The 26,280-nt window shown below is 58.5% G+C and carries 26 protein-coding genes; 12 read left to right on the plus strand and 14 right to left on the minus strand.

Features of this window, described 5'->3' with window-relative positions:
* Nucleotides 1–91 precede the first annotated feature (91 nt).
* On the minus strand, nt 92–274 hold the full coding sequence (locus tag F6V25_RS05745) for a hypothetical protein (protein WP_151127673.1): 183 nt from the start codon (nt 272–274) through the stop codon (nt 92–94).
* A complete protein-coding gene (locus F6V25_RS05750; RefSeq protein ID WP_151127674.1) occupies nt 271–2,544 on the minus strand; it encodes a hypothetical protein in 2,274 nt (757 codons plus the stop codon). Before F6V25_RS05750 ends, F6V25_RS05745 begins: the two co-directional genes overlap by 4 nt.
* Nucleotides 2,545–2,753: 209 nt before the next feature.
* Between F6V25_RS05750 and F6V25_RS05755 the strand changes: the two genes are divergently transcribed.
* Nucleotides 2,754–3,596: a serine/threonine protein kinase gene (locus F6V25_RS05755; protein ID WP_151127675.1), complete on the plus strand. Its 843-nt coding sequence runs from the start codon at nt 2,754–2,756 to the stop codon at nt 3,594–3,596.
* A gap of 280 nt (nt 3,597–3,876) precedes the next feature.
* Here the strand turns inward: F6V25_RS05755 and F6V25_RS05760 are convergent, their stop codons facing one another.
* Nucleotides 3,877–4,317: a hypothetical protein gene (locus tag F6V25_RS05760; protein WP_151127676.1), complete on the minus strand. Its 441-nt coding sequence runs from the start codon at nt 4,315–4,317 to the stop codon at nt 3,877–3,879.
* A 410-nt stretch (nt 4,318–4,727) separates the two neighbouring features.
* Here F6V25_RS05760 and F6V25_RS05765 point away from each other — a divergent pair, with 410 nt between their 5' ends.
* The 9 genes from F6V25_RS05765 to F6V25_RS05805 all read left to right on the plus strand — a co-directional run bounded on the left by F6V25_RS05765 (nt 4,728) and on the right by F6V25_RS05805 (nt 12,427).
* Nucleotides 4,728–5,600: a bifunctional 5,10-methylenetetrahydrofolate dehydrogenase/5,10-methenyltetrahydrofolate cyclohydrolase gene (locus F6V25_RS05765; protein WP_151127677.1), complete on the plus strand. Its 873-nt coding sequence runs from the start codon at nt 4,728–4,730 to the stop codon at nt 5,598–5,600.
* A 104-nt stretch (nt 5,601–5,704) separates the two neighbouring features.
* Nucleotides 5,705–6,586: an SCO family protein gene (locus F6V25_RS05770; protein ID WP_246166978.1), complete on the plus strand. Its 882-nt coding sequence runs from the start codon at nt 5,705–5,707 to the stop codon at nt 6,584–6,586.
* Nucleotides 6,587–6,695: 109 nt separating this feature from the next.
* The gene (gene ctaD, locus F6V25_RS05775) at nt 6,696–8,312 is read left to right on the plus strand and encodes a cytochrome c oxidase subunit I (protein ID WP_151127678.1); all 1,617 of its coding nucleotides are present in this window, start codon (nt 6,696–6,698) and stop codon (nt 8,310–8,312) included.
* Nucleotides 8,309–8,905, plus strand: a complete 597-nt coding sequence (locus F6V25_RS05780; protein WP_151127679.1) for a cytochrome c oxidase subunit 3 family protein — start codon at nt 8,309–8,311, stop codon at nt 8,903–8,905. Before ctaD ends, F6V25_RS05780 begins: the two co-directional genes overlap by 4 nt.
* Nucleotides 8,906–8,914: 9 nt before the next feature.
* Nucleotides 8,915–9,205 (plus strand): cytochrome C oxidase subunit IV family protein, encoded by a 291-nt coding sequence (locus tag F6V25_RS05785; RefSeq protein WP_151127680.1) that lies wholly within the window; start codon nt 8,915–8,917, stop codon nt 9,203–9,205.
* 9 nt (nt 9,206–9,214) lie between these two features.
* Nucleotides 9,215–10,426: a cytochrome c oxidase subunit II gene (gene coxB / locus F6V25_RS05790; protein ID WP_151127681.1), complete on the plus strand. Its 1,212-nt coding sequence runs from the start codon at nt 9,215–9,217 to the stop codon at nt 10,424–10,426.
* The gene (locus tag F6V25_RS05795) at nt 10,423–11,238 is read left to right on the plus strand and encodes a protoheme IX farnesyltransferase (protein ID WP_151127682.1); all 816 of its coding nucleotides are present in this window, start codon (nt 10,423–10,425) and stop codon (nt 11,236–11,238) included. The genes coxB and F6V25_RS05795 overlap by 4 nt, the downstream gene beginning before the upstream one ends.
* A gap of 46 nt (nt 11,239–11,284) precedes the next feature.
* Complete coding sequence (locus F6V25_RS05800) at nt 11,285–11,656, plus strand: c-type cytochrome (protein ID WP_151127683.1); 372 nt, start codon at nt 11,285–11,287, stop codon at nt 11,654–11,656.
* Between the two features lie 150 nt (nt 11,657–11,806).
* Nucleotides 11,807–12,427: a pentapeptide repeat-containing protein gene (locus tag F6V25_RS05805; protein ID WP_151127684.1), complete on the plus strand. Its 621-nt coding sequence runs from the start codon at nt 11,807–11,809 to the stop codon at nt 12,425–12,427.
* Nucleotides 12,428–12,564: 137 nt separating this feature from the next.
* On the opposite strand, the gene F6V25_RS05810 is transcribed toward F6V25_RS05805, so the two are convergent.
* Together F6V25_RS05810 and F6V25_RS05815 are read right to left on the minus strand one after the other, a co-directional pair.
* Nucleotides 12,565–12,780 (minus strand): hypothetical protein, encoded by a 216-nt coding sequence (locus F6V25_RS05810; protein ID WP_151127685.1) that lies wholly within the window; start codon nt 12,778–12,780, stop codon nt 12,565–12,567.
* Nucleotides 12,781–13,192: 412 nt separating this feature from the next.
* Entirely contained in the window at nt 13,193–14,194 is a 1,002-nt protein-coding gene (locus F6V25_RS05815; protein ID WP_151127686.1) for a YhdH/YhfP family quinone oxidoreductase, read from the minus strand.
* A gap of 369 nt (nt 14,195–14,563) precedes the next feature.
* Here F6V25_RS05815 and F6V25_RS05820 point away from each other — a divergent pair, with 369 nt between their 5' ends.
* Entirely contained in the window at nt 14,564–16,213 is a 1,650-nt protein-coding gene (locus F6V25_RS05820; RefSeq protein ID WP_246166979.1) for a methyl-accepting chemotaxis protein, read from the plus strand.
* Between the two features lie 104 nt (nt 16,214–16,317).
* On the opposite strand, the gene F6V25_RS05825 is transcribed toward F6V25_RS05820, so the two are convergent.
* From F6V25_RS05825 to F6V25_RS05840, 4 genes are all read right to left on the minus strand, one after another.
* Nucleotides 16,318–16,545, minus strand: coding sequence for a DUF3820 family protein (locus F6V25_RS05825; RefSeq protein ID WP_149306788.1), 228 nt, complete (start codon nt 16,543–16,545; stop codon nt 16,318–16,320).
* A 3-nt stretch (nt 16,546–16,548) separates the two neighbouring features.
* Complete coding sequence (locus F6V25_RS05830; protein ID WP_420849960.1) at nt 16,549–17,574, minus strand: tRNA dihydrouridine synthase; 1,026 nt, start codon at nt 17,572–17,574, stop codon at nt 16,549–16,551.
* The gene (locus F6V25_RS05835) at nt 17,571–18,803 is read right to left on the minus strand and encodes a GGDEF domain-containing protein (RefSeq protein WP_218043529.1); all 1,233 of its coding nucleotides are present in this window, start codon (nt 18,801–18,803) and stop codon (nt 17,571–17,573) included. Before F6V25_RS05835 ends, F6V25_RS05830 begins: the two co-directional genes overlap by 4 nt.
* Before the next feature lie 139 nt (nt 18,804–18,942).
* Entirely contained in the window at nt 18,943–19,275 is a 333-nt protein-coding gene (locus F6V25_RS05840) for a hypothetical protein (RefSeq protein ID WP_151127688.1), read from the minus strand.
* A gap of 236 nt (nt 19,276–19,511) precedes the next feature.
* On the opposite strand from F6V25_RS05840, the gene F6V25_RS05845 reads away from it, so the two are divergent.
* Entirely contained in the window at nt 19,512–20,168 is a 657-nt protein-coding gene (locus F6V25_RS05845; protein ID WP_246166980.1) for a cation diffusion facilitator family transporter, read from the plus strand.
* Nucleotides 20,169–20,233: 65 nt separating this feature from the next.
* Here the strand turns inward: F6V25_RS05845 and F6V25_RS05850 are convergent, their stop codons facing one another.
* From F6V25_RS05850 to F6V25_RS05870, 5 genes are all read right to left on the minus strand, one after another.
* On the minus strand, nt 20,234–21,613 hold the full coding sequence (locus tag F6V25_RS05850; protein ID WP_151127689.1) for a DEAD/DEAH box helicase: 1,380 nt from the start codon (nt 21,611–21,613) through the stop codon (nt 20,234–20,236).
* A gap of 540 nt (nt 21,614–22,153) precedes the next feature.
* Nucleotides 22,154–22,660: an FKBP-type peptidyl-prolyl cis-trans isomerase gene (locus tag F6V25_RS05855; protein ID WP_149306784.1), complete on the minus strand. Its 507-nt coding sequence runs from the start codon at nt 22,658–22,660 to the stop codon at nt 22,154–22,156.
* A 151-nt stretch (nt 22,661–22,811) separates the two neighbouring features.
* Nucleotides 22,812–24,218 (minus strand): NADPH-dependent glutamate synthase, encoded by a 1,407-nt coding sequence (gltA, locus tag F6V25_RS05860; protein WP_151127690.1) that lies wholly within the window; start codon nt 24,216–24,218, stop codon nt 22,812–22,814.
* Nucleotides 24,215–25,048, minus strand: coding sequence for a sulfide/dihydroorotate dehydrogenase-like FAD/NAD-binding protein (locus F6V25_RS05865; RefSeq protein WP_151127691.1), 834 nt, complete (start codon nt 25,046–25,048; stop codon nt 24,215–24,217). The genes gltA and F6V25_RS05865 overlap by 4 nt, the downstream gene beginning before the upstream one ends.
* 188 nt (nt 25,049–25,236) lie before the next feature.
* The gene (locus tag F6V25_RS05870; protein WP_151127692.1) at nt 25,237–26,136 is read right to left on the minus strand and encodes an AraC family transcriptional regulator; all 900 of its coding nucleotides are present in this window, start codon (nt 26,134–26,136) and stop codon (nt 25,237–25,239) included.
* Nucleotides 26,137–26,280: the final 144 nt, after the last annotated feature.

Below are 26,280 nucleotides of genomic sequence, written 5' to 3' on the forward strand. Positions count from 1 at the left end.
TACAACTCGGAAAGGCCGCACAGCTCACTGAACGGCATGGCACCGACTGAGTTTGCAAGAACATTTGAAAAAGAACAAAAGACCGAAAAACCTAAGCAAGAACTGGTTCTATTGAAGGGGTAAGGTCATCAGGATATTCATACTCCAGATCATTCTTAATCTCTTCGGCCTGCTCATTTATTTCGCTCTCAATGTGATTTTTTATTTCGTCATTAAGCTCTGCTGTGAGGCGCCTCCTCAAATCTGTTTCTCTTTGAGTAAACTCAATGCTCATATAGCACTCCATATTGGCGGCACAAAAAAATTTTCGTCCAGCGCTTTATCTTGCGCATTGTCCAGTACAGTCTGCCAATACTCGTCTTTTCGGCACATTTCAATAATTTCGCAGATTGCTTGATATCGTTTATACATAAACACAGGGAAGTCTGCAAAGCTGGCCTCCTTCTTCCATTCCTCAATATCCCACTGCCATCTGACAATATATGGCAGGGAGTCTTCGGTGACACAGGACTGTTTGCACTGTAGGCATTGGCAGAAGATGTCGCAATGTCCACCTGAAATCCTCTTTTCATGCCCCTCCCATGTTGGTTTTGTGTTGTTCCAGCAGACAAAAATATCATTTCCCATATGTGTGAAAAGCTGAACCACGTTGTCACCGTTTTCTTTTTTAACCTGTTCGTAGCGCTTTAATTCGCCCTTGAATGCCTTTTCGGACAATGTATCTAAATGCACCCTGATTTTTTCATTTTGAAGTGTGCTGGAGACTGTATCGCTGCCGTAATATGAGGTTGTTGTATCCCATGTTTTGTGGCCAAATATAAAGGCTCTTAGCATCAATGGAATGCCCATAAATTCTAAAGCTGATTCATAGCTTGTACGCAACTTCATGCTGTTGGTCGTCTTGATTCGTTCCGATTCTCCTTCATCTTCAAAAATGGGATTACGATTAAAAAATTCGGTAACAGGCATAGAACTAGCAAAAGGTGTAGGGCAGCAGCTTTCACTTGGGCCAAACATCGTAAGGCTATACCTGTTATTTTTACTCCGGAAGCCCGTAAGGATACAATTGATCTCATCACCCTTTAGATAAGGACGTAACCGTTTGCTGAATTCGTAATAATCAGCAATCACCCGATACAACCCGTATTTGTCTTCCTGATCACTCACATGAACGAATATTGCTGGCTTACTATCAGGTTGAGAGCGTGTTTTTTCTCCTTTGATGCTAACATGTTTTCTGCTGAAAGCGGATAACGTGCTATTTCCCTTCATCACCTGCATCAATTGAAATACGTTAACGGATCTGATGGTCTCTTGATTCCACCCAGTCTTGCAACACCAGTATAGTAAGATACAAGTCCAGTCGTATGTAGTTGGAAAATAGAGTTCTGTTATTTCCCTCGCATAATTGGGGAATAACTGTCTAAGATGTTTACCTAAGTTTGTTCTATAACTAAAATTTCGTAAAATTTTCTCACCAGGGTTTATTGGTTTTTCACTTTTATTATTGTTACTTTGTTTTACAAATCCATGTATTTTGAGTGCAAGTGCTTTGGCGTCAGCTTCGTCCTCAAATTCAGCAATTAGAATTCCACTGGGTACTTCGTAGCACTGATACACCTTCCTAGTCGTCACAATGTGTCCCTGCAGAGGCCATCCTGGAAGATAATGACAAATCGTGGCGACCACATCTTCTTTCGTAATACTAATTTCCTCAACAAGTTCAGTAGGCCTTAACCCGCGTGCAAATTTTATTTCATATTCTGCAATGGTTGCAGTGCTTATTCCAAACTTAATAGCGAGTTCTTTTTTCATTAGTCTTGGGGAAGGGAAAAGATCTTTACGCAAAATCTCCAACTGTTTTTCAGAAAACGCAGCCAATTTACTGTCTTTGCGCCATTTATTTATTTTGAGCTGTCTTTTCCACTTGCTGAGCGTAGATATACCCACCTCCCATTTTTTTGCCAAAATAGTTAGGGTCGAAAGGGAGCGATATTCTAAATCTAAAGCGATATTGTTGAGCTGTGTTTCTAGCTCCTTAAGTTGTGTTTTAGTTAGTATCTGTTTTTTCGAATTTAAGGATTCTTCAAAATATTTAAAAGACAGGATGCGTCCATTCGTTACGGCCTCCTCACACCGATCCATCTTGCTCCGAATTCTGTCAATTTCAGCTCGGAGAGCGATAAGCATCATTTTCATAGCATAAGGAGTATGGCCATTTACGGTGTTTCTTACCCTAGGGATATAGGGCCACTTTTCTTTACTAATTATGTTACTAAAGCATTGTTTGAAGGAATGAAAAAGGCTTAACCAGGGATGCTTCTTTTGTTCGTGCTCTTGTCGGGTTTGGAAGTTTTGTTTTAAGTATGTTAGAAAATCTTCGAGGTGACTATGAGTTACATTTTCAAGTGTTGATATCTGGTGACGGAACCGTTCACAAAATGCGTTTATCACCTTGTCTGCAATTTTGATGGTGCAAATGCTTTTGCCATCCAAAGAAAGAAATCCGATGGCCAACTCTTGTATCAAACGTTCCGAAGTCATACTTTTGTATCTGCTGCTAAACGTTTCTGTGTATTGTATGTACGAAGCTTTAGGCACAACAGATTTTCCTGATGCGACAGTAGCAGGTATGATTATGGAAAAGGGACAGATGCTCATGAATAGTTTTAGTTCCTCAATAGGATACTTAACTCCAAACGAGAAATTGTCAATAAAGTATTTAATGAGATACATATATTTTTTACAGATAAATACAAGATGAGGTAACCAAGTTCTACCGCCCCGGCCGCTGGAGCGACGAGCAGATCGTCGAAGAACACCGTTTCTGCTTCGAGTTGGCGGAACATGAACTGCCGGTGGTGGCCCCCTGGACCAATGCCGCCGGCGAGAGCCTCTTCCACCACGACGGGTTCCGTTTCGCCCTCTACCCGCGCCAGGGAGGGCATGCCCCGGAGTTCGACAACCTGGACAATCTGCTGATCCTCGGCCGCATGTTGGGCAGAATCCATCTCATAGGCGCCGTACAGCCGTTTGCCTCCCGGCCGACCTTGGACAGCCGGAGTTTCGGCCATGCCAGCGTCGAACTGATCCGGGAGCGCTTTATCCCGGAAGAGTACCGGGCAAGCTACACCGCCGTGACCGATCAATTGCTGGAGGCTGTGGACGGTGTCCTGGCCGAGGCCGGGCCGATCCGTTACCTCCGCTCCCATGGCGACTGCCACAGCGGCAACATCCTGTGGCGCGACAATGCCCCTCACTTCGTGGATTTCGATGATGCGCGCATGGCCCCGGCGGTTCAGGACCTCTGGATGATGCTCTCCGGTGACCGCCAGCGGCGGATCGCCCAATTGGAAGTGTTGCTGGAGGGGTACAACGAGTTCTTCGACTTCAATCCGGCGGAGTTACGCCTGGTTGAGGCCCTGCGCGCCCTGCGCATGCTCCATTACAGCGCCTGGCTCGCCAACCGCTGGGAAGACCCGATCTTTCCCGCCACGTTCCCCTGGTTCAATACTGTCCGCTACTGGGGAGAACACATCCTCGATCTGCGTGAGCAGCTGGCTGCCCTGGGGGAACCGCCGCTGGAACTGGGGTAGGAGATGGCTGCGCGGTTGGGAGCCTTCTGGCCAGTGGCGCTGTTCCAACGCATGGAGGAAAGAAAAAGGGGCTCGTGGGAGCCCCTCTGGATTTCAGCAATTATCTTGTGTAACAAATTGTTTTGACAGCATTGTGTTTCGCGGAACGGTACGGTTGGCCCTGGCTCGGCACGATGGGGGATGGCGGCCCCGGAGCCGGACCACATATCCGGCTCTGCCGTCCGGGTTGGACCGGGAGCCCCTGTCCCGCCAGACTGCCACCCCTTACCAAAACGTCGAGCTACCCGCAGCGGAGCAGCTTTTTCCCGTCCTGAAACAGGACCTGCATCTTGTTGGGTGGAACCACGACCTTTACGACGCCGAGGCCGAACACGGGGTGAGCCACCAGGCTGTTCACGCGGAACTTGCCATTCATATCGTAAGGGAGGGCGCGCCCCTGCTCCATGGCCGGGCTGAGAGATTCCCACTCCTCCCGCTCGGCGGCACCCGGGTCCTTCCTCGCTTTGCGGGGGGCAGCGGCTGCCGCTGTTCTGGTTGTCCTTGCCGCCGGTTCCTTGGTTGTCTTCTCGCCACGGTAATTATGCATCCCGCGGCAGGTATTGCACTCGACCCTGATGATCTTTTCCCCGACCATGGCGACAATGGTATGATTGAGTACTGCCCGGCAGCGCGTGCAGCGCGCCTCGATACAGTCCCCTGCCGCTAATTTTTTGATTGCCATGCTGCTCTCCCGTATTCCCGACTATTAAATTTCCTTCATTCATCACAATAAAAAAACTCCGGACTGCTCCGGAGCATTATGTGGCGACGCACGTGACACGGTCTACACCGTGATGGTATCGTCCACGGATGTTTCAGCGTACCAGCTTTCCTGGGGCGCTGTCAAACAAAACAGGCCCAGCCGGGCCTGCCGCCCTGGCGGACGCCTTGCCGTCGCGCAAGCATCCCCTTGAAATACGACAAGAAAGAACGCTATGCACTGTTTCGTTGCTGCCTCCGGCGGGGAGTCGGCAACCAAATGCGCGCCCGTCGGTTGCGGCCCTCACCGATTTGTGATACTACTTCCTAAACGTCTCGTTTCTCTAAGAGAACCGGGGGGACCGATATTCCGAAGCAAGGAGCCGTATAACCATGGAACTGCTGGACGGTAAGAAGTGTGCTGAGAGCCTGGTGGCCGATATTTCCCGGAAGGTCGCCGGTTATATCGGCTCCGGCCTGCGCAAGCCGCATATGACCATCATCCTGGTCGGGACGCACGCCCCCAGCGAATCCTATGTCAAATCCAAGATAGCCTCCTGCGGGAGAGCCGGGTTCGAGGGGAACCTGATCCGCCTGTCGGAAACGGTCACGGAACAGGAGTTGTTGGCGAAAATCAGTGACATCAACAACGATCCGAGCACCGACGGCGTGATCGTCCAACTGCCGCTCCCCCCCCATATCAACGAGCAGAACGTCATCAATGCCATCGCCCCGGAAAAGGATATCGACGGCTTCCATCCCACCAACTTCGGCCGCATGGCCCTCGGTCAGAAGGCCTTTCGCCCGGCTACCGCCTATGGCATCTGCAAGCTGCTGCAATTCTACGACATACCGATCAAGGGGAAACACTGCGTGGTTATCGGCCGCTCGAACATCGTCGGCAAGCCGATCTCCATCATGCTGGCCAATGATTTCGATATCGGCAATGCCACCGTCACCCTGACCCATATCGAAACCCCGCGGCAACTCTTGCTGGATGAGACGCGCCGGGCCGATATCGTGATCGTGGCGGTGGGCATCCCCGGCTTTGTCAGCGAGGACATGGTCAAGGAGGGGGTGGTGCTGATCGATGTGGGCATCAACCGGCTGGAGAACGGCAAGCTTGTGGGGGATGTGGATTTCGCCGCCGTCGCCCCCAAGTGTTCCTGGATCACCCCGGTGCCGGGCGGTGTCGGTCGTATGACCGTGGCGGCCCTGATGATCAACACCCTGATGGCCTACGAAAATAATTTTAATTTGAACTGAAGCCGGCCTTTCCGTAAAACGGTGGAGTCAGCAGGTTGCAACGGCAATTCGGCCCCAGAGCCGCAGAAGCACTGAGACGATAGCTTTTTCAAGGATAAAACGTTATGGCATGGTTGAGTGGCACAACGGCTCGGATGGCTCGTTGCGGAGCGGCAATGCTGCTCGCCGTACTCATGCTTTGCCCCTGCCGGGCCGGTGCCCACAGCGAAGAAGCCTCTCAAAAACACCAAGCCGGCGATCCCTTCCCGAAAGAAGAGGGGCCGGCGGTCGGGATCGATGAACGCCTGGGCGCCAAGATCCCCTTGGACGCGACCTTTCGCGACGAGACCGGCAAGACGGTTCGCCTGGGGGACCTGATCACCGGGCCGACCATCATTCTCCCGGTGTACTACAGTTGCGCCAATGTGTGCAATTACCTGCAAGGGGGGCTGGCACGGGTCCTGCCAACCATAAAGAACAGGCCGGTGGCCGAGTACCGCGTCATCTCCTTCAGCTTCGACGAGAGCGAAACGCCGCAACTTGCCGCCCGTTACAAGCGCATGTACCTGACCTCCATGAATGTCCCCTTTCCCGAGGACGGCTGGCGCTTTCTCACCGGCGATGCCGCAAACATCCGGCGCGTGACCGCTGCCGCCGGGTATAGTTTCCAGCGCCGGGGGCGGGACTTCATCCATCCGGTGACGACCCTGGTGGTCGCCGGGGACGGCACCATCGTCCGTTACCTGTACGGCACGACCTTCCTGGCCAAGGATGTATCCCTGGCCCTGCTGGAGGCGCGGGAGGGCAAGGCGGGGGCCTCCATCCGCAAGGTGATGGAGTTTTGCTTCAGCTTCGATCCCACGGGCAAGACCTATGTCTTCAACCTGCTGCGGGTGAGCGCCACGGTGGTGATCCTCTGCGCCGGGGGCTTTCTGGCCTTTTTGCTGCTGGGCGGGACAAAGCGAAGAAAACCGGGCACCCTTGCCGACAAAAAGGAGCAGGATTAACAGGATACCGGCCGGAGCATCCCCGCCCTTCTATCCTGCTCATCAAGTCTGTAGTTCGAAATTTAGCCTTTCACCGTGAACATCGTTCTTCACCTTTCCGGGAGGTTTGATGACCACCGTTCAGCCTACGCAGCCAAGTTTCTGGAACGATACCGGCAAAACCGGCCTCGCGGCCTGGATATTCTCCACCGACCATAAGCGGATCGGACTGCTCTATTTCTACTCCACCTTCGGTTTCTTTCTGGTGGGGGTCCTGCTGGGGCTTTTGCTCAGGATCGAGCTGATGGCGCCGGGGCGCACCATCATGGGGCCCCAGACCTACAACGCCCTCTTTACCGTGCATGGCGTGGTGATGATCTTCCTCTTCATCATCCCCGGTTTTCAAGGTTCCTTCGGCAATCTGGTCATGCCGATCCAGATCGGCGCCCGCGACGTGGCGTTTCCCCGCCTGAACCTGTTCTCCTGGTGGCTCTACATCATCGGTGCCGTGATCATCATCACCTCGCTCTTCACCGGCGGCGGTCCGCCCGACACCGGCTGGACCTTTTATGTCCCCTTCAGCTCCCGCACCGGCACCAACGTCTCCCTGGCGGTGTTCGGGGTCTTCGTGGTCGGCTTCTCGTCGATCCTGACCGGTCTCAACTTCATCACCACCATCCACCGCCTGCGGGCCGAGGGGATGACCTGGGGCAGGCTCCCCCTGTTCGTCTGGTCCCTGTACGCCACCGCCTGGGTGCAGGTCCTGGCCACACCGATCCTGGCCATCACCCTGGTGCTGGTCATGGCCGAGCGGCTCCTGGGCACCGGCCTGTTCGACCCCGGCCGGGGGGGCGACCCGGTCATGTACCAGCACCTGTTCTGGATCTACTCCCACCCGGCGGTCTACATCATGATCCTGCCCGCCATGGGGGTGATCTCGGATGTCATCCCGGTCTTCTCCCGAAAGCCGATCTTCGGCTACAAGATGATCGCCTTTTCCAGCATCGCCATTGCGGCCTTCGGCTCCCTGGTCTGGGGACACCACATGTTCACCAGCGGCATGAGCGACACCGCCATCCTGGTCTTCTCGTTTCTGACCTTCATCGTCGCCATCCCTTCCGCCATCAAGGTATTCAACTGGGTGTCCACCCTCTACAAGGGCTCCATCTCCCTGGACGCGCCCATGCTGTTCGCCCTTTCCTTTATCCTGCTCTTCTCCATCGGCGGCTTGAGCGGCCTGATCCTGGGGGCGGCCGCCACCGACGTCCACGTGCATGACACCCATTTCGTGGTGGGGCATTTTCACTACGTGATCTTCGGCGGCGCCGGTTTCGCCTTCTTCGCCGCCATGCACTACTGGCTGCCCAAGTTCTACGGCCGCCGCTATGCCGAAAAGCCGGCCATCGTGGCCTGGGCGCTCATGTTCGTCGGGTTCAACGTCATGTACTTCACCATGCAGGTGCTTGGCATGAAGGGGATGCCGCGGCGCTACTACGACTACCTGCCCGAGTTCGCCACCCTCAACCTGGTGGCCACCATCGGCAGTTGGATCCTGGTGGCCGGGTTGATCGTCATGCTGGTGAATCTGTTCCGCGGCCTGTTCCGGGGAGAGCCGTTCGTGGGCAATCCCTGGGGAGGGGCGACCCTGGAGTGGACGACCGCCACGCCGCCCCCCACGGAAAACTTCGAAGAGGAGCCGGTCGTCACCCACGGCCCCTACGACTTCAGGGGGACCGGTATCCCATGAGCCACCTCAAGGACGACAGCGGGGCCAAGCTCGGCATGTGGCTGTTCCTGTTCACCGAACTGCTCCTGTTCGGCGGCCTGTTCCTGCTCTATTCGGCCTATCTTTCCCGCTACCCTCACGAGTTTTCGGCGGCCGGCCGTCAATTGAACGTGGTATTCGGCACGATCAACACCGTTGTTCTGCTGACCAGCAGCCTGTTGGTGGCCATGGCGGTCACCGCTGTGCAGCGGGGCGAGCGGCGCCGTACCCTGTGGCTGCTCGGGGGGACGATCCTCTGCGCGGCCATCTTCATGGCGATCAAGTACGTGGAGTGGAGCACCAAGATTCTGCACGGCATCTATCCCAACTCCCCCCACCTGGCTGCCGGCCCTCCGGGGGAGTCGGTGTTTTTCAGCCTGTACTTCATGTCCACCGGCATCCACGGCCTGCACGTGCTGATCGGCGCCACGCTGTTGGCTTGGGTCGGTAGCAAGGTGAAGCGGGGCGCCGTCCATGGCGGAGATTACATCCTGCTGGAGAACAGCGCCCTGTACTGGCACCTGGTGGACCTGATCTGGATCTTCATCTTCCCGCTGTATTACCTGATTCTCTAGGAGTCCCACATGACGTCCGACACTGGTGCCCATCATATCGTAGGCTACGCCAAGCTGGCGCAGGTCTGGCTGGCCCTGCTGGCCCTGACCGCCCTGACCGTTCTGATCACCCGCCTCGAGTTGGGCGGCTACAAGGTGCTGGGGGCACTGACCATCGCCTGCCTCAAGTCGGGGCTCGTGATCGCATTCTTCATGCACATGAAGTACGAGGGGCGGCTCTTGCGCTGGCTCCTGTTCGTGGCTCTGGTGACCCTGGCCATCTTTATCGGATTGACCTTCTTCGACGTGCTCTACCGCTGAGGAGCTACCGTGAATAGCGCATATCTCACAACCACGACCGAAGCCATCGACCCGGTCTTCATGTTCATCTTCGGGGCCTGCCTGGTGCTGCTGGTCGGCATCACCGCGGCCATGGTGTTCTTTGTGGTCCGCTACCACCGTTCCCGGGCTCCGGAACCGACCTCCCAGGCCACGGGCAATCTCTGGCTGGAGGTCGTCTGGATCGTGCTCCCGACCCTTCTGGTGCTGGTCATGTTCTACTACGGCTGGGCGGGCTATCTGGCGCTGCGCAACGTGCCCAAGGGGGCCATGGAGGTGACCGCCACGGCCCGCATGTGGTCGTGGAGCTTTGCCTACGCCAACGGGAGGACCAGTGCCAAGCTGTATGTGCCGGTGAACAAACCGGTGAGGGTGGAACTGGTTTCCCTGGATGTGATCCACGGCTTCTACCTGCCCGCCTTCCGGGTCAAGCGGGATGTGGTGCCGGGGATGAAGAACTATGCCTGGTTCGTGGCCACCAAGCCCGGTTCCTACGACCTGTTCTGCTCCCAGTACTGCGGCACCGGCCATTCGGCCATGATCACCACCGTGGAGGCACTGCCCGAGGCGGAGTTTGCCGCTTGGCTGGAACAGCGGACCGGCAAGGGGGAACCGCCCGGCCATGAACTCCTGGAAAAGCATGGCTGTCTGGGCTGCCACTCCCTGGATGGCAAGCCGGGTATCGGGCCAACGCTCAAGGGGATCTGGGGGCGGAGCGAAACGGTCTTGAGCAATGGTGCGGAGCGGCACATCAGCGTGGACGAGGCCTACCTGCGGCGCTCACTGCTGGAGCCGAACGCCGATGTGGTCAAGGGCTTCCAGCCGGTCATGCCCCCCTTTGCCGGGGTGCTCACGGAGGCTGAGGTCAAGGCGATCGTCGCGTACCTCCGCACGGGCGGCGCGGCTGCCGCCAAGCTCGACGGCAGGAAGCTGGCCCAGGAAAAGGGGTGTCTGGCCTGTCATTCCCTGGACGGCAGCCGTGGCGTCGGCCCCACCTTTAAGGGGCTGTTCGGCGCCAAGGTCACGGTACAGAGGGGAAAGACAAAGACCATTGTTACGGCCGACGAAGGGTATCTGCGGGAGTCAATCCGCCAACCGGAGGCTGCTGTGGTGGAAGGGTTTCAGGCGATCATGCCCACCGATCCCGCCCTGTCGGACGATGAGGTGACGGCCCTGGTGGAATTCATCGAGGGGCTCAGGTGATTGCCCCCCTGCTCAGGCTGTTCCGGCCGCGCCTGGCGCTCTTGAACGGCGTTGCCGCAGTGGGGGGCTATCTCCTCCACCCGGCCGAGGTACAGCCCGTATCCCTGGGGGCGCTCTTGGGTGGGGTGGCGCTTCTGGCCGCCGGGGGCTCCGCCATCAACCAAGTGGTCGAGCGGGACCTGGACCGTCTGATGGTGCGCACCAACCGGCGGCCCCTTCCCCAAGGCGATCTGACGCCCCGTTCCGCCACGCTCATCGGCGTGGCCGCCGTGACGGGCGGTCTGCTGCCCTTGGCCGCCGCCGGCGGGTTGCTCCCCCCGCTGCTCGGCGCCGCGGCCCTGGTGTGGTATCTGGCGGTCTATACCCCCCTCAAGCGCCGTACCTCCCTTGCCCTGGCAGCGGGAGCGGTGTGCGGCGCCGCGCCGCCGCTGATCGGCTGGTGCCTGGCCGGGGGGAGCCCAACGGATTATCGGGTCATGTTCCTGGCCGGGCTTTTGTACCTGTGGCAGATCCCCCATTTCTGGCTCTTCCAGCGCCGCCACGCCGCCGATTACCGCGCCGCCGGCATCCCGCTCCTCCGCCCACCGGTCGGGGAGACCGGCCTGGTGTGGCTCTGGATGGCCGCTTTGACCGCCGCAGCCATGCTTTTGCCGGCCTTCGGCATCATCGGGCAGCAGGCCGCCCTCTGGTATGTCCTCTTTCCCCTGCCGCTGGTCGTCATCTCCCTGGCCCGTTCCGAAAGATTCCTCTTCCCGTACCTCAACCTGTTCCCGCTTCTGGTGACGGTCACGCTCTCTCTCGGCCGTTTTTGAACTGGCACATTGTTGCCGTCATCGATACCTTGTTCAGGAGGCTGCCATGTTCAGAATAACGATGCAGACCTGTGCGGTTGTGCTGGTTGCTGTGTCTCTGCTGGGAGGATGCAGCAATGAACCGCCCCAAGGGCGGGAACGCCCCCCGGTGGCAGCGCCGCGGCAGCAACAGGTACAGAGGGGTGAGGAGCTGTTCAAACAGTACTGCGCCGTCTGCCATCCCGATGGCGGCAATGTCAGCGACCCGGAACACACCCTGCGGGGACGGGCCTTGCGCTCGCACCATATCACCAAGCCCCAGGATATCGTGCGGATCATGCGTACCCCCATTTCACGCATGATCCGCTTCGATGCGGCAACCCTGTCCGACGAGGATGCCGGGGCAATCGCCGAGTATGTGCTGCACGCCTTCAGGTAGGATGGATACGCAGGCAGGGGGTTGCCTCTGGTGCCACGGTGGTGACCGCCCCGGTTGGTTGCTTTTTTTCGCCGGCATGATACTATCGGGCACACATTTCTCCCCGCGAACCGTTTTAGCTGGTTTTCGAGGTCGCAAGGCAGGTACGTCATGACGATATTCAGGATGTTTGGTGTCGCAGCAGTTTTCTTTGTGGCTGTTTCACTAGCGGATGTTCCCTCTTCAAACGTGTGGGCCGCGGAGGGGGCAAGTGGGGGCAACGACCCTGCAATCCCGGCGTCGGCCGATCAGGTCTCGCCGGCTCCCCAAAAGAGTCTCGGCGCGGTTGTCCCCAAGAAGATGAAAAAGAAAAAGTCGTCGGCCAGGGGCAAGACGTTGCGCAAGGCACCTTTGGCGATAGTCGAAATCGCTCCCGGCAAAAGGCTCTCCATCGGGGAGGTTATGGCACTCCTGAAGACGGGCCGGGACCTGTCGGGCAAGAACCTGAGCGGCATGAACCTGACGGGGGTTAATCTCAGCAAGTGCAACCTGAAAGGCGTTGATCTGAGTAATGCCAACCTGGAGCGGGCCGACCTTGGGGAATCGGACTTGGAGCGGGCCAATCTTGCCGGTGCAAATCTGCGGATGGCCAGCCTGAGGTTGAGCGGCCTCACCGGCTCGAATCTGGAAAACGCCATTCTTGACGGGGCCATCTGGCAGGATGGCAGGATCTGCGGGAAAGGGTCCCACGGCATGTGCCGGGAAGCCGTTTCACCCTTTGCTTCCAAGTAATCCACCCTGAATCCAAGCACGATACCAGACCAACGTTATTTACGGACACGTTCCAAACGACAAAAGGCGGCCATTGGCCGCCTTTTGTCGTGGTTGTGTGTCTGCATTACTTCTTCAGTCCAAGCAAGGCTGCGTCGTTACGCCGCCAGGTGGAGATCGTCGTTTTCCGTATACTTGGAGAACGCCTTGAGGAAGGATTTTTCCTTGCCGTTTTTGATGGTCTCCGTCAACGTACTATCCGTCGTCCGAGTCGTTCCACAGAACAGGCAGGTCACCACATTCTCGGCGGACCCATCCGCAGCGGAATCAATCCCGAAATAGTGTCCATTGGTGTTGCATACTGGGCATGTCATGATTCTTCTCCTCTTTAAACAACCTCTTTAATTTAGTAATACTATAAACAGCGTATTTTAAAAAAGCAAGTGGTAATACCAAAATTATTCAAATAAAACAAAATGTTACACGATTGTTGTGTTACTGAATAGATATGTTTTCTATTTTTGAGCGTAGGCATGATTTAGTAATACTATAACCATTTGAAATAAAAACAGAAAATTAAATCAAACAATATTTGGCAATCAAATAAAAACTGCCGTCTACGTTGTTGATTCGGCAGCATGGGGCGGCGCGGTACGCTATAGGGTGGGCATAAACCATCAAAATAGAGGGGGAAAATCGTGCGTGGGCGACGGGACTTCCGCGTGGCCGGGTGGAAAAGGCGGCCGATGGCCGCCTTGGAAGAACAGGGGCGGTTATGGCTGGTGTTCAGTCAGAGAGGTTGATGACGGTCCTTCCCCGGAGTCCGCCGTGCAACATGGTCTGAATCTTTTGTTCAAGTTCATGGAGGCCGCATTCGACGGCCATCCCGGCGAGGGTGTCCAATTTCCAGTCGTCCGCCAGCCGGTTCCAGACAGTGACGCGCGGCCCCATGGGGCACTGTACCGAGTCGATCCCCAAAAGTCCCACGCCTCTCAGGATGAAGGGGAAGACGTTGGCCGGAAGTTCCGAGGAACCGACCATGCCGCAGCAGGTGACGGTCCCGCCGTAACGGGTCCCTTTGAGGATCGCCGCCAGGACGGTTCCTCCCACCACATCCACGGCGCCGGCCCAACGCTCCTTCATGAGCGGGCGCTCGCTCCCCTGCAGCAGTTCGTCGCGGCTGATGACCTCGGCGGCCCCAAGGGAGCGAAGGAACTCCCGTTCATGCTCCTTGCCGCTGGCTGCCACGACCCGGTAGCCGACCTTTGCCAGCAGACCAACGGCGATGCTCCCGACGCCACCGGTGGCTCCGCTGACGAGGACGTCGCCGCTGGCCGGCCGCACCCCCGCCTCCATGAGCCGAAGCACCGAGAGTGCGGCGGTGAAACCGGCCGTGCCGAGTATCATGCTCTCCCGGAGGCTCAAGCCTGGCGGAAGTTTCAGCACCCAAGCCGCGGGTACGCGGATGTACTGTCCGAAACCGCCGGGGGTGCCCATGCCCAGGTCGTAGCCGGTGACGATTACCCGGTCGCCGGGGGAGAGGGCATCCGTGGAAGAGGCCGCAACCTCGCCGGCCGCATCCACACCCGGGGTATGGGGGAAGTTGCGGCTTACGCCGGGGTGGCCCGTGGCGGAAAGGGCATCCTTGTAGTTGAGGGACGAGAAGTGGACCCTGATGATGACCTCTCCCTGCGGAAGGTCGCCGATCCGCCGTTCTCCGATGCGGCGCGTAAAGGTCCCTTTGTGCGGCTCCTCGACGATCATGGCCTTGAAAACGGTGTCTTCCATGGACTTACTCCTCTCGTGGCTTTGGGGATGGGGTTGGCAGGCGGTTCTCCCCTATGAGAAACATACCCCAATATACATGATTCACAAGCGCCGTCATGGAGCATTGGCATGGGGAATTCGAACGCCACTCCCCCGTGGGGCACCACGGTTTTCTGCTCTCCATCTGTGTGAGCGAGCAGGAGGCCGTGCCGATCGGGATCTGATCGTGAACCGAAGGAGCGTAGCAACACCACGTAGCGATGCGACTGACGGGGCAATTGGCCCCGTGCAGACAGGGGGTAAATAGAAATAAAAGTGCTAAAGGTAACGCTGTTTGATGACGATGCACCTAAAGTTGTATAAAATCCTGACTCAACGAGGAGTACTTAGATGGTTCATCGGCAGGTTTCCCGTTTCAGCATTCTGCAGCAGATCATTGCCCTGGCGTGCGTATCCATGGCCGGGTTCATGGTTTTTTCCCTCACGGCGTTCACCGTGCTCCACAAGGTAAAGGTCAACGGTCCGGTGTACGGAGAGATCGTGCAGGGCAAGGACCTGGTTGCCGATATTCTGCCTCCCCCAGAATATATCATCGAACCGTATCTGATTGTCCTTCAGGCGCTGCACGAGCCGGATAAAACCAAGCAACAGCAACTGTATGATAGCTTCACCAAGCTGAAAAAAGAGTACGAAGAACGCCATGCCTACTGGCAAAAGGAGTTGCAGGAAGGAGAGATGAAACAGCTTCTGGTGGATGGTTCCTATAACCCGGCCATGATGTTCTTCGACAAGGCCGTCAAGGAATTCTTTCCGGCTATCCAGCAAGGGGACAGGGCGAAAGCCGATGACATCGTAAAAACGTCCCTTGCCGGACTCTACGAGACCCACCGCAAGCAGATCGACAAGCTGGTGGCCCTTACCGAGGCGAAAGGGAGCCTGATAGAAAAGGACACGGATAAACTGTTGGGGCGGTCCCAGACGATCATGATCGGAGTTTGCCTTGTGGTGCTTCTGGGATGCGCCATCCTGAGTACCCTGATTATCAGAAGCATCAGCGGCACCTTTGCCTACTGCAGTTCCATAACCGACCGGATTGCCGCCGGCGACCTCTCCCTTGAGGTTGCCGTTGCCGGGCGCGGCAGCGTGCGGACGATGCTCTGCAGTCTGAAGAGCATGGTAGACGGTTTTCGCGATGTCATCGGCCGGGTCAGCGCCACCTCCGCCGATCTGGCCAACGCTTCCCGCAACCTTTCCGTGACCTCGCAGAGCATTGCCGATACGACCGAAAAGGTCGCCTCGGAGTCGGAAAGCGTCGCGACCGCCGGCGAGCAGATGGCCGGCACGTCCCACGAGATCTCCCGGAACTGCCATGTGGCTGCCGACAATTCCCAGGCGTCCAGTTCCATAGCGACGACCGGCGTAGATGTGGTGCAGCAGACCATCACGGTCATGGAACGGATTGCGGGACAGGTGAGGGCGCTCTCGGCCACGGTAGAGACCCTGGGTCAGCGGAGCGACCAGATCGGTGCGATCATCGTGACCATCGAGGATATTGCGGACCAGACGAATCTGCTGGCGCTCAATGCTGCCATCGAGGCGGCCCGGGCCGGCGAGCAGGGACGGGGATTTGCCGTTGTCGCCGACGAGGTCCGGGCGCTGGCGGAACGAACCACCACGGCGACCCGCGAGATCGGCGAGATGATCAAGGTTATTCAAACGGAGACCAGCGGGGCTGTCAGGGCTATGGAAGAGGGGGTCCGGGAGGTGGAAGGGGGGACGGCCGTGGCTGGCAAGTCGGAGCATGCCCTGCACGAGATACAGGAACAGGTTAATTCCGTTTCGCTCCAGATTAGCCAGATTGCCACGGCAGCCGAAGAGCAGACGGCCACCACCGAACAGATCAGCAGCAATATCCAGCATATAACCCTGCTTGTCCAGGATACGGCAAAAGGTTCCCACGAGTGCGCAGATTCGGCCTCACGGCTTGCCGGATTGGCCGACGGCCTTCAAGCCGTTGTCAATCGTTTCAGGCTGGCCTGACGGTAGCGTTGTCGGGAGAAATCGGGCAATAGTAGAACAAAAGCCCATGGCAGCCGCTGGCCGCCATGGGCTTTTATGTGGTGGGCCGATGTCGATAAGCGAGGTCAGCGTAACGGATCGAAGAGGTATTCCAGGCCGTTGGCCTTGATCTCATAAATGGTCCGCAGCTGGTCGCCCAGTTTGCCCTTGGGAAAACCCTGCTGGCCGAACCAGACCACGTAGGGCTCGGGGAGGTCGATCAAGAGCCGCCCCTGGTATTTGCCGAAGGGCATGCGGGCTTCTGCCAAATCGAGCAATTTCTGCGGATCAAAGAGTTGTACCGATGTGTCCATAGTTTACTCCAGTTCTGCGAGCCGGGCGCTGAACGCCGCCATGGTTTTGGCCTTGCGGAGCTGCCGGACCGCCTTTTCAAAGTCGGCATCGTCAAAGGTTGCCAACACCCCCTTGACCTTGTTCAGGACCTGGGTCTCCCCGCAGAACAGCTCTCCGTAACGGGCCAGAAGCTCCTTGAGGTACCGTTGCAGCATGGCTGCCCGTTCGGCCTTGGCCGGTTCTGCAGGGGCGCTGCCGCGCAACCGTTGGAACAGCAGCGGGTCGGCGATGGCCCCCCTGCCCAGCATGAGGCCGACGGCGCCGCTTTCCTCCAGCAGGCGGGCCCCGTCGGCGGCCGTGCGGATATCCCCATTGGCGATGACCGGCAGCCGGGTCTGCCGCACCACGCGGGCGGTGATGCCGTGGTCCGCCACTCCCTGGTATTCCTGGATCACCGTGCGGGGATGCAGCACGAGGAAATCAACGCCGGCGGCTTCGAAGAGAGGGAGCAGTTCGAAGATCTGATTGGGATCGTCATAGCCGGCGCGGAGCTTGACGGAAAAACCGCCCGTAATGGCGTTGCGCAGAGCGAAGATGATCTCTTCCAGCAGTTCCGGGCGTTGCAGCATGCCACCGCCGGTCAGGCCGCTGGTCATCCTCCCGTAGGGACAGCCCAGGTTGAGGTTGATATGCGCGGCTCCGGCAGCCTGGGCGGAACGGGCGGCGGAGACCAGGGCCTCGCAGCCGTGGCCGATCAACTGCACCACCAGGGGGACGCCCCCCTCCTGGGGAGCGATCTCGCGCAGGTCGGTGGCCGAGAGCCGGCGTACCGGCGCGGCGGCATTGACCCGCATGAATTCGGTAAAGACCGTATCGGGGCGGACCCAGTCGATGAACAGCCGCCGCATGGCCTGGTTGGTCAGCCCCTGCATGGGGGCCAGCATCAGGGGGGGATGGCCCGGCTGCCAGGGGAGCGGGGGAGGGGAGGGGATGCACGACGTTCCGGTAGTGGGGACGGTATTATGCGCGTTTGGGGCTGGTTTCCTCATCTCCCCCCCCCGAGGCAGACCTGGTTCCGGCCCCTGTTCTTTGCCTTGTAGAGCGCTCCGTCTGCCGCCTTGAGCACCTCCTGGGGCGATGTCTGCCGGCCACCCGTTTCGGCCACGCCGATGCTGACCGTAACCGATACCTCACCGGCCTTGCGTGAACCGGAGCGGCGGCTCTTGCCCCGTTCCTCGTCCCTGGGGCGATCTTCCCCGCGCAGGGTCATGCGGTAATCGCCAATGGCCTGGCGAAGCCGCTCCAGATGCGGGAGCGCCTCCTTGGCGCTCTTGCCCGGAAACAGCACCGTAAACTCCTCGCCGCCGTAGCGGAACGGCGAGCCGCCTCCGGTCATGCTCATCAGGCGCGCCCCCACCATTTTCAACACCTGGTCCCCCACATCGTGACCATAGCTGTCGTTGAAGTTTTTGAAATGGTCCACATCCACCATGGCGATGGCGTAACGGCTCCCCAGGCCCGGTAGTTGCTCGTTGAGCACGCGCCGGGAGAGGAGGCCGGTAAGATCGTCGCGAAACGCCATGTTGTAGGAATCCTGGATCACGGCCATGATCAGGATGAGGGCGGAAGCGGCACAGAATGTCTCCGGCACATGGGGGGACCACATCCACCGGAACACCACGAAGAGGGTGACACAACTGGCGAACACGCTCCCCTCGATGGGGGAACCGAGGGACACCGCCCGCCGCACGGCAATGCCGGCCGCCAGGAGGATCAGGACCAGGCACAGTTGCGGCATGGCGAAGCGCTCCAGGGCCGGCCAGTTGATGATCGGTCGCGTCAAGGCGACCCACAGGGCATGCTGGTCAAGGCGAATCGTCAACCACACGGCGCCGATTTCCATGGCAACGAACAACAGGCGCATGCGCCCCGCCATGCTCCAGAACCCCTTTTCACGCATCAGGGCAACGAGGAGGATATTGAACGGAACAACCACCGTCAGGGCGCGGTAGACGAGCCATGCCTCCGGGGTATCGGTTCCGTGGGTGAGTTGGGTGCGAAAGAGGTGGTAACAGATCCCCACGGCCAGCAGGGCCAGGAAGACCCGCCCCCGCCGGAAATGGCAGGCGAGGAGCATCCCCACGGTGTACAGCAGGTAGGTGACAAAAGGGACCAAGCCCTGCTGCTCCTGAGGAAGCAGGGGAATCCGGAAGACGATGACCCAGGCGGCAAAAAGAACGGCCATGGGGACAAAAATTGTGGAGATTTTTCTGAGCATGGGAATGGCACAGAATAGCATAAAGCCAGGCGGCATCCAAGGTTCAATCTCTGGATGCCGCCTGGCTTTATCCTGCTTCGTTAGCTCAGTCCGAGGTGCCCGGCCCACACCCCGGGCGAATCGTGGCCGGGGCTGCCGATCAATGCCCCGGTTTTTGGAGCGACCGGACCAGTTCGTTGGTCTCTTTCAGTTTCTTATTCAATACCTGCAACTCTTCACGGTTGTAGACCGTTGCCCCCTTATCCCGTATCTCGGTTTGAATCCGTTGGATACGCTGCTGGATCGTATCAACCTCGTGGGCGCACTCTTTCAGGAGCATGTCGCATTCCTTTGCGCACTGGTCATCCTGATGGTTGTGCATGGTCTCATGGGTCATATCCATGGAAGCGTGATCGTCGTGTTCATGGGCCTGGGACAGCACCGGGACGGACAGGGCCAGGACGGCAGCCAGTACTACGGTAAGTTTCTTCATGGTGCGGGTCTCCTTAGATCGAAAAATTTCTCGTGTGCCTTCAGGAAAGCATGTGGTGTGCCAAAGACATAACCAGATGATATTGATGCTATTTGTATCGATACATCGTTATTGGTATGAAGGATATTCGACACCGTGCGGGGAATATTCCGCTGTTTGTCCTAAACTTGCACGCACATTTGTTGTAAGATCGAAAACCGCCCAGCCGCTCTCGGGCCGAAGATAGCGAGGATACAATGGATATGCTTCCCTCCACCCGAAACAAGCTTTACGCCAAGGCCAACTTCCTGGCGCTGTTCACCATTGTGTATAATTTCGTTGAAGGTGCTGTTTCCATGTGGCTTGGCTCCGCCGATGAGACCCTGACGCTCTTCGGATTCGGGGTTGATTCGTTCATCGAGGTGGTTTCGGCCATCGGTGTCTGGCACATGTTGAAAAGGATCAGGGGCAACAACGGGGAAACCAGGGATGAGTTCGAGCGGCGGGCGTTGCGGATAACTGGGGGGGCCTTCTACTGCCTGGCATTGGGCCTGTTTCTGACTGCCGTGGTGAGCATCGGCCGACAGCATAAGCCGCAGACGACGGTGTGGGGGATCGTGGTCTCGCTGGTCTCGATCTCCTTTATGTGGGCTCTGATTCACCATAAGGTCAAGGTCGGCCGGGCGCTCGATTCTGCGGCTATCCTGGCCGATGCGGCCTGTTCGCGGGCCTGTATGTACCTATCGCTGGTCCTTATGGCAGCCAGCCTGGGGTACGAAGTGACCGGGATCGGCAGCCTCGATGCCGTGGGCGCCATGCTGATCGCCTGGCTGAGTTGGCGGGAGGGGAGCGAGGCGTTCGGGAAGGCCAAGGGGATGACCTGCTGTTGCGCGGGGAAGTGTGGCGGTGAATAATGGCAGGGAGTCGCGGCCGCCCCGGTTGCGGCGGCCACGACTTCAAGATGTGCAATAGTGTGTGATCAGGGCCTGCTGTTGGAGCCTCGCCATTGGCGCTGCTTCCCGCTACGTGCAGCTTCGGGTTTGGCACCCGGCTTCGCAACCGGTTGCACCCTGGACGCTTTCGTCTCCTCGCCGGCAACCTCGCTCTTGGTCCGGAATGGCCCGGAACCCCTCGCGGGGCTTTTCGCCTGCTGTTTGGCGTCGTTTTTCGCCGCCGGCCGGCGGTTGCCCATCTCGTGGGGATGCCGCTTGAATTCCTCATCCTTCGCAGGGGCCGGAACCGTGTAGTCGAAATCCGGCAGCGTCTTGCGCTCGATCTGTTTCCCCAGCAACTTTTCCAGTGTCCTGATGGCGCCGGTGTCATCCCTGGTAACGAACGTTATGGCTTCTCCGGTGCGCTCCGCCCTGCCGGTCCGCCCGATCCTGTGCACGTAGAATTCGGCCGTCTCCGGCATATCCAGATTCAGGACCAATCCTATCAGCGATACATCGATCCCCCGGGCGGCGATATCGGTGGCAACCAGAATCCGGTACGAACCGTCCCTGAATCCGTCCATGGCTTCCTGGCGCCGATTCTGGGAGAGGTTGCCCTGTAGTGATGCGGCCTGGTAGCCGGCCTTGACCAACAACTCGCCGACCCGTTTTGCCCGGTGCTTTGTCCTGGTGAAGACCAGTACCGAACCCTCGGTATGTTTTTCCAGTATTTTCATCAACAGGGCCGTTTTCAGGTGCTGTTCGACCGGATACAGGGTGTGGCGCACCGTGGTGGCGGGCTTGATCGTGTCGATCTGCACCGTCACGGGGGCCTTCAGCATCTCTTCTGCCAGCTTCCGGATCTCGTCCGGCATGGTTGCCGAAAACAGGAGGGTCTGCCTCTTGGAGGGGAGTTTCTGGAGGATCTTCTTGATCGTGGGCAGAAATCCCATGTCGAACATCTGGTCGGCCTCGTCGAGGACCAGCACCTCGACATTGTCGAGCACTGCCACCCCTTGCTGCATGAGGTCAAGCAGCCGTCCGGGACAGGCCACGATGATCTCGGTGCCTTTTCTGAGGGCGGCTATCTGGGGCGTCTGGCCGACGCCGCCGTAAACCGTGGCGCTTTTCAGGCCGGTCTGCCCTGCGAACAGCCTGAAGGATGCCTCGATCTGTTCCGCAAGTTCCCGGGTCGGGGCGATGACCAGAGCGCGGGTCGCATGGCGCGCCCCCTTGCTCAGCCGATCGAGTATGGGCAGCGCGAAGGCGGCCGTCTTGCCGGTCCCGGTCTGGGCCAGGCCGAGCACATCTCGTCCTTCCATTATCTTGGGTATGGCTTCTTTCTGGATTGGTGTCGGGTGCGAGTAGCCTGCCTCGCGGATGCCGGCTGACACTGCCGGGTGAAACTTGAACTGGGTGAAACCCATAATTGCCTCTCTGTTTCTGTTGGTTTTACAAAAAAAAGCCCCGGCTATTCCGGGGCCTACGATGACGTAACGTGTTATCCGGTACTGCTAATTTATTTAAAGATAACAGCTTTTGACAGATTATGTCAAGCGATCTGTTGGGATGGTGGTCACGGGGGCGGTCTGCACCCGCAGAAATGAAAGGCCCGCAAACTTCGCGGGCCTCTGTTGGCGTATATCTTTGTGCCCTTTTCAAGGGCTATTCCGGCCGTACCACCTGCCGGGTCTCTACTGCAACTTGATTTTCGGGTGAAACTTCCTCTATGTCTCCCCCTCCTTGTCGTGGCAGTCTGTTCCAGTAGCGCTACTGTAAGTACACTATACCTCCTGGAAACACATATGAAAAGACTGTTAAATAATTTATTTCAGTGTACAATTTCAGTTTGAGCTCCATGCCGGGATGTCCGGCAGGTGGTGGGCCGCGGAATCTGTCCACAACAGAAAAAGGCGGCCCGAAGGTCGCCTTTTCCATGTGGTTATGCGAGACTATGTCTCAACGCCTCACAGTATCTCCAGCAACGATACTTCGAAGGTGAGATCCTCGCCGGCCAGGGGATGATTGGCGTCGAAGGTAACGCTTTCCGCGTTTGCCTCGATGACCATCACGCCCAGCTCTTCTTCTTCCTCATTGGCGAGCACAAGTTCGTCGCCCACCACCGGGTCCAGGTCGTCCGGGAGGTCGCTGCGCGGTACGGTGAAGATCCGTTCCTTGTCGTACTCGCCGAAGGCGCTGGCGGCCGGGATAACGACGGTCTTCTTGTCGCCCGGGGCCATGCCGACCAGGGCCTCGTCAACCTGGGGAAACAGTTCCCCCTCTCCGATGGTCAGCGTCATCGGCCCGCTTTCGCACCCGCACCCGCAATCGTCATCGCCGCAGTCGCCATCTTCCTCGCAACCGCACTCATCGGAATCGCACTCGCTCTCCAGAGTTGAATCAAAAACGGTACCATCTTCCAGCGTGCCGGTGTAGTCGATTTTTACCTTGTCGCCTTGTTTTGCCTGTGCCATGTGTCTCATACCTTTCATCTGTAATGCGGCTCATCGCCGTTGTCTCTTTCTCTAAGGTACGAGAGAAGATGGTCGTTCGTCTACAAAAATCGTGCAAACCCCCATAACGCCTGGGGTGGCGGGTGGCTCCGACCGCCGGAGCCGCCCACGGTCAGGACAGGAAGGCGGAGATGGCCGCTGCGGCCTGTTTGCCGTCCCCCATGGCCAGGATGACGGTCGCCCCGCCCCGGACGATGTCGCCGCCGGCGAAGACCCCCTCAATATTGGTAAGGCCGTTCTCGTCGGCAACGATGTTGCCCCACTTGTTCAGGGCCAGATCGGGAGCCGTTGCCGTCAGGAGCGGGTTGGCCCCCGTGCCGACCGCGTTGACGATCACATCGGCCGGGACATCGTACTGGGCCCCCTCCACCGGTACCGGTTTGCGCCGCCCTGAGGCGTCCGGTTCTCCCAGTTCCATGCGCTGGCAGCGAAGGGAGGTCGCCCAGCCGTCGCCTTCACTGAGGATGGCCACCGGCGCGGTCAGCATGAGAAACTCCACCCCCTCCTCCTTGGCGTGCTTGATCTCCTCCACGCGGGCGGGCATCTCGGCCTCGCTGCGGCGATAGATGATCATGGCCCGTTCCGCACCCAGCCGCCGGGCGGTGCGCACACAGTCCATGGCCGTATTGCCGCCGCCGATGACCGCCACGTTGCGCCCCTTGATGATCGGCGTGCTGGCGCCGGCCAGGCGTCCGGCCCCCATCAGGTTGACCCTGGTCAGGTATTCGTTGGCCGAGTAGACCCCTTTCAGGTTTTCCCCCGGGATGTTGAGCATGGTCGGCAGACCGGCCCCGTTGGCGATGAACACCGCATCGAATTCCTGGCGGAGTTGGGCCAGGGTGAGGGTCTTGCCGATGATCACGTTGCATTCGATCGTAACGCCCAGGGCCCGCAGGCGGTCGACCTCCACGTCGATGATCGCCTTGGGGAGGCGGAATTCGGGGATGCCGTAACGCAGCACCCCGCCGGTGTCGTGCAGCGCCTCGAAGATCACCACGCCATGACCGGCGCGGGCCAGTTCGCCGGCCGCGGTGAGTCCGGCCGGACCGCACCCCACGATGGCCACCCTCTTGCCGGCCGGGGGCGGGGGCGTTTCCGCGCCGAGTTGGGCGGCGTTTTTCATGGCCCAATCGGCCACGAAACGCTCCAGGTAGCCGATGGCCACGGCCTCGCCCTTGATCCCCCGCACGCATTTGGCCTCGCACTGGCTTTCCTGGGGGCAGACCCTGCCGCAGACGGCGGGGAGGGCGTTGTCGTGCTGCAGGATGCGGGCGGCGCCGGGGAGGTCGTTGTCCGCCAGCCTGCCTATGAATTCGGGGATCGAGACCCCGACCGGGCACCCCTCGACGCACTGGCGGTTCTTGCACTGGATGCAGCGCTGCGCCTCGCGGATCGCGTCCTCCTCCGCAAGCCCGCGGTTGACCTCTTCAAAGTTGGCACTCCGTATGGTTGGCGCCAATTCCGGCATCCTGGCCCGGTCGATGGCGAGACGTTCCTTGGTTGTCATGGGTGTGGTCATGGCTGCACCTGCCTGTTCAGTTTGCAATCGGCGGCCTCATGGCTGCGATAGGTGGAAAGACGGTCAAAAAGGTTTGCAAAGTCTACCTTGTGAGCGTCGAATTCTGGCCCGTCCACGCAGGCGAACTTCGGTTCGCCTCCCACCAGCACGCGGCACCCGCCGCACATGCCGGTCCCGTCGATCATGATCGGGTTGAGGCTGACGATCGTCGTGATGCCCAAAGGGCGGGTAAGCTCGGCCACGGCCCGCATCATCGGCACCGGGCCGATGGCGAACACCGCCCGGGGGCAGGTGTTCGGATTGGCCATCAGGTCGGCGAGTTCGGCGGTGACAAACCCCTTGCGCCCCATGCTGCCGTCCTCGGTGGTGACCAGCACCTCCTTGGAAAAAGCCGACAACTCGTCCTTCAGGATGATGTAGGACTCGGCGCGGCCGCCGATGATGGTGGTTACGTCGTTGCCCGCCGCGGCAAGCGCCTTGGCCAGGGGGTAGAGGACCGCCGTTCCCACGCCGCCACCTATGCAGGCCACCCGCCCCCATGGTTCGATGTGGGTCGGCAAACCGAGCGGTCCGGCCACGTCGCGCAGAAAGCCGCCGGCAGGTATGGCGACGATCGTGCGCGTCGATGCGCCGATAGCCTGAATGAAAAGGGTGATGGTGCCGGCTGCGTTGTCGGCGTCACCGATGGTGAGGGGAATGCGCTCTTCCCCCGGTGCTGAACGAACGATGACGAACTGTCCCGGTTTTCGGGACGCCGCCACCCGCGGGGCTCTGACCACCATGCGGTGGAGAGACGGTGCAAGGACGTCGTTGCTTACTACTTCGAACATGTCAATACCTGCCCAAATGAGATATACGGCCCGAAGGCCGACGTTATGGTATCCGACATGGCGAAGCAAACACAAGATTGTATACGGTCAGCCCCATGCGCTCTTCGTTCATCGTGGAGGCGGTCATGAAAGAGGGGGTGAGGATATGACAGACCTGAATAAGTAGGGTACTGCGGCTTGCCATGGGGCTACCACAGCCCCTGGCTTGCGCGTAGATTCGTAATATCTCTGATGGGCGGGGTGCCGAACATCCTCGAATATTCGCGGCTGAATTGGGACGAGCTTTCATAACCCACGAGGTAGCCTGCGTTTGCCGCATCTGTTCCGTCCGACAGCATCAAGCGCCGCGCTTCGAGCAGGCGCATCCGTTTCAGATATTGCAGAGGGCTCAGGGCGGTCACCTCTTTGAAATGAAAATGAAAGGACGAGAGGCTCATATTCGCCATTTCCGCCATGTCTTCCACTCTGATCGGTTTCGAAAAATTGGTTTTGAGCAGGTGTATGACTTGTGCGATTCGCTGAGTAATACTGCCGACTATGGCAATCTGTGCAATCGCCTGCCCATAGTGGCTCATCAAAAGACGGTAATAGATCTCGCGTATCACCAGGGGGGCCAAAAGCGGAATATCTCGCGGCGTATCCAAAAACCTTACAAGCCTCACAGCACAGTCGGCCAGCAGGTCATCGACTTTGCCGACAAACAGCCCGCGGCTCGCATCGTTTTTGTCAGTCCATTTTTCATCCGTTTGCAGCATCAAGTCGCTTAACAGAACCGGGTCGATGTCGAGAAGCAGGCAAAGATAAGGGCTTTCCACCGTCGCCGCCGTAATTTGGCAGGTGACCGGCAAATCAACGGATACAACCAGGAATTCGGAAGCGGCATATCGGTATGTCTCACCGTCCAGCTCCGCTTCTTTTTTCCCCTGTACGACGAGGCTCAGGCAGGGGCTGTATACCACAGACGTCTTTGCGGTCGGTTTTGACAATTTGAAGCAATGTAGTTGAGGTATGGCCGTGTTGTTACGCCCCTCATCGCTGGAGTATTTGCCGAGCCGAGCCGCCAGCTCTTTTTGCTGATTTCTTTTCATAGACATGATTCTCCCTGGCCCTTTGCCGTTTCGCAAAGGGCCATATCAGTATAATCAATAGTGCTCGACATAAAAAGACGAAACAGACCGGGTTGGAGAAATAGGCTATCATGCTGGAGGTCTGGGTATTCAACAACAAGACGT

It is taken from the genome of Oryzomonas japonica, from assembly GCF_008802365.1.
Lineage (GTDB): Bacteria > Desulfobacterota > Desulfuromonadia > Geobacterales > Pseudopelobacteraceae > Oryzomonas > Oryzomonas japonica.

Bases quoted from the DNA above. Each gene is read 5' to 3' on its own strand.
- F6V25_RS05745 (WP_151127673.1), bottom strand. From the start codon at position 274: ATGAGCATTGAGTTTACTCAAAGAGAAACAGATTTGAGGAGGCGCCTC.
- F6V25_RS05750 (WP_151127674.1), bottom strand. From the start codon at position 2,544: ATGACTTCGGAACGTTTGATACAAGAGTTGGCCATCGGATTTCTTTCT.
- F6V25_RS05760 (WP_151127676.1), bottom strand. From the start codon at position 4,317: ATGGCAATCAAAAAATTAGCGGCAGGGGACTGTATCGAGGCGCGCTGC.
- F6V25_RS05765 (WP_151127677.1), top strand. From the start codon at position 4,728: ATGGAACTGCTGGACGGTAAGAAGTGTGCTGAGAGCCTGGTGGCCGAT.
- F6V25_RS05770 (WP_246166978.1), top strand. From the start codon at position 5,705: ATGGCATGGTTGAGTGGCACAACGGCTCGGATGGCTCGTTGCGGAGCG.
- ctaD (WP_151127678.1), top strand. From the start codon at position 6,696: ATGACCACCGTTCAGCCTACGCAGCCAAGTTTCTGGAACGATACCGGC.
- F6V25_RS05780 (WP_151127679.1), top strand. From the start codon at position 8,309: ATGAGCCACCTCAAGGACGACAGCGGGGCCAAGCTCGGCATGTGGCTG.
- F6V25_RS05785 (WP_151127680.1), top strand. From the start codon at position 8,915: ATGACGTCCGACACTGGTGCCCATCATATCGTAGGCTACGCCAAGCTG.
- F6V25_RS05800 (WP_151127683.1), top strand. From the start codon at position 11,285: ATGTTCAGAATAACGATGCAGACCTGTGCGGTTGTGCTGGTTGCTGTG.
- F6V25_RS05805 (WP_151127684.1), top strand. From the start codon at position 11,807: ATGACGATATTCAGGATGTTTGGTGTCGCAGCAGTTTTCTTTGTGGCT.
- F6V25_RS05810 (WP_151127685.1), bottom strand. From the start codon at position 12,780: ATGACATGCCCAGTATGCAACACCAATGGACACTATTTCGGGATTGAT.
- F6V25_RS05815 (WP_151127686.1), bottom strand. From the start codon at position 14,194: ATGGAAGACACCGTTTTCAAGGCCATGATCGTCGAGGAGCCGCACAAA.
- F6V25_RS05820 (WP_246166979.1), top strand. From the start codon at position 14,564: ATGGTTCATCGGCAGGTTTCCCGTTTCAGCATTCTGCAGCAGATCATT.
- F6V25_RS05825 (WP_149306788.1), bottom strand. From the start codon at position 16,545: ATGGACACATCGGTACAACTCTTTGATCCGCAGAAATTGCTCGATTTG.
- F6V25_RS05830 (WP_420849960.1), bottom strand. From the start codon at position 17,574: ATGAGGAAACCAGCCCCAAACGCGCATAATACCGTCCCCACTACCGGA.
- F6V25_RS05835 (WP_218043529.1), bottom strand. From the start codon at position 18,803: ATGCTCAGAAAAATCTCCACAATTTTTGTCCCCATGGCCGTTCTTTTT.
- F6V25_RS05840 (WP_151127688.1), bottom strand. From the start codon at position 19,275: ATGAAGAAACTTACCGTAGTACTGGCTGCCGTCCTGGCCCTGTCCGTC.
- F6V25_RS05845 (WP_246166980.1), top strand. From the start codon at position 19,512: ATGGATATGCTTCCCTCCACCCGAAACAAGCTTTACGCCAAGGCCAAC.
- F6V25_RS05850 (WP_151127689.1), bottom strand. From the start codon at position 21,613: ATGGGTTTCACCCAGTTCAAGTTTCACCCGGCAGTGTCAGCCGGCATC.
- F6V25_RS05855 (WP_149306784.1), bottom strand. From the start codon at position 22,660: ATGGCACAGGCAAAACAAGGCGACAAGGTAAAAATCGACTACACCGGC.
- gltA (WP_151127690.1), bottom strand. From the start codon at position 24,218: ATGACCACACCCATGACAACCAAGGAACGTCTCGCCATCGACCGGGCC.
- F6V25_RS05865 (WP_151127691.1), bottom strand. From the start codon at position 25,048: ATGTTCGAAGTAGTAAGCAACGACGTCCTTGCACCGTCTCTCCACCGC.
- F6V25_RS05870 (WP_151127692.1), bottom strand. From the start codon at position 26,136: ATGAAAAGAAATCAGCAAAAAGAGCTGGCGGCTCGGCTCGGCAAATAC.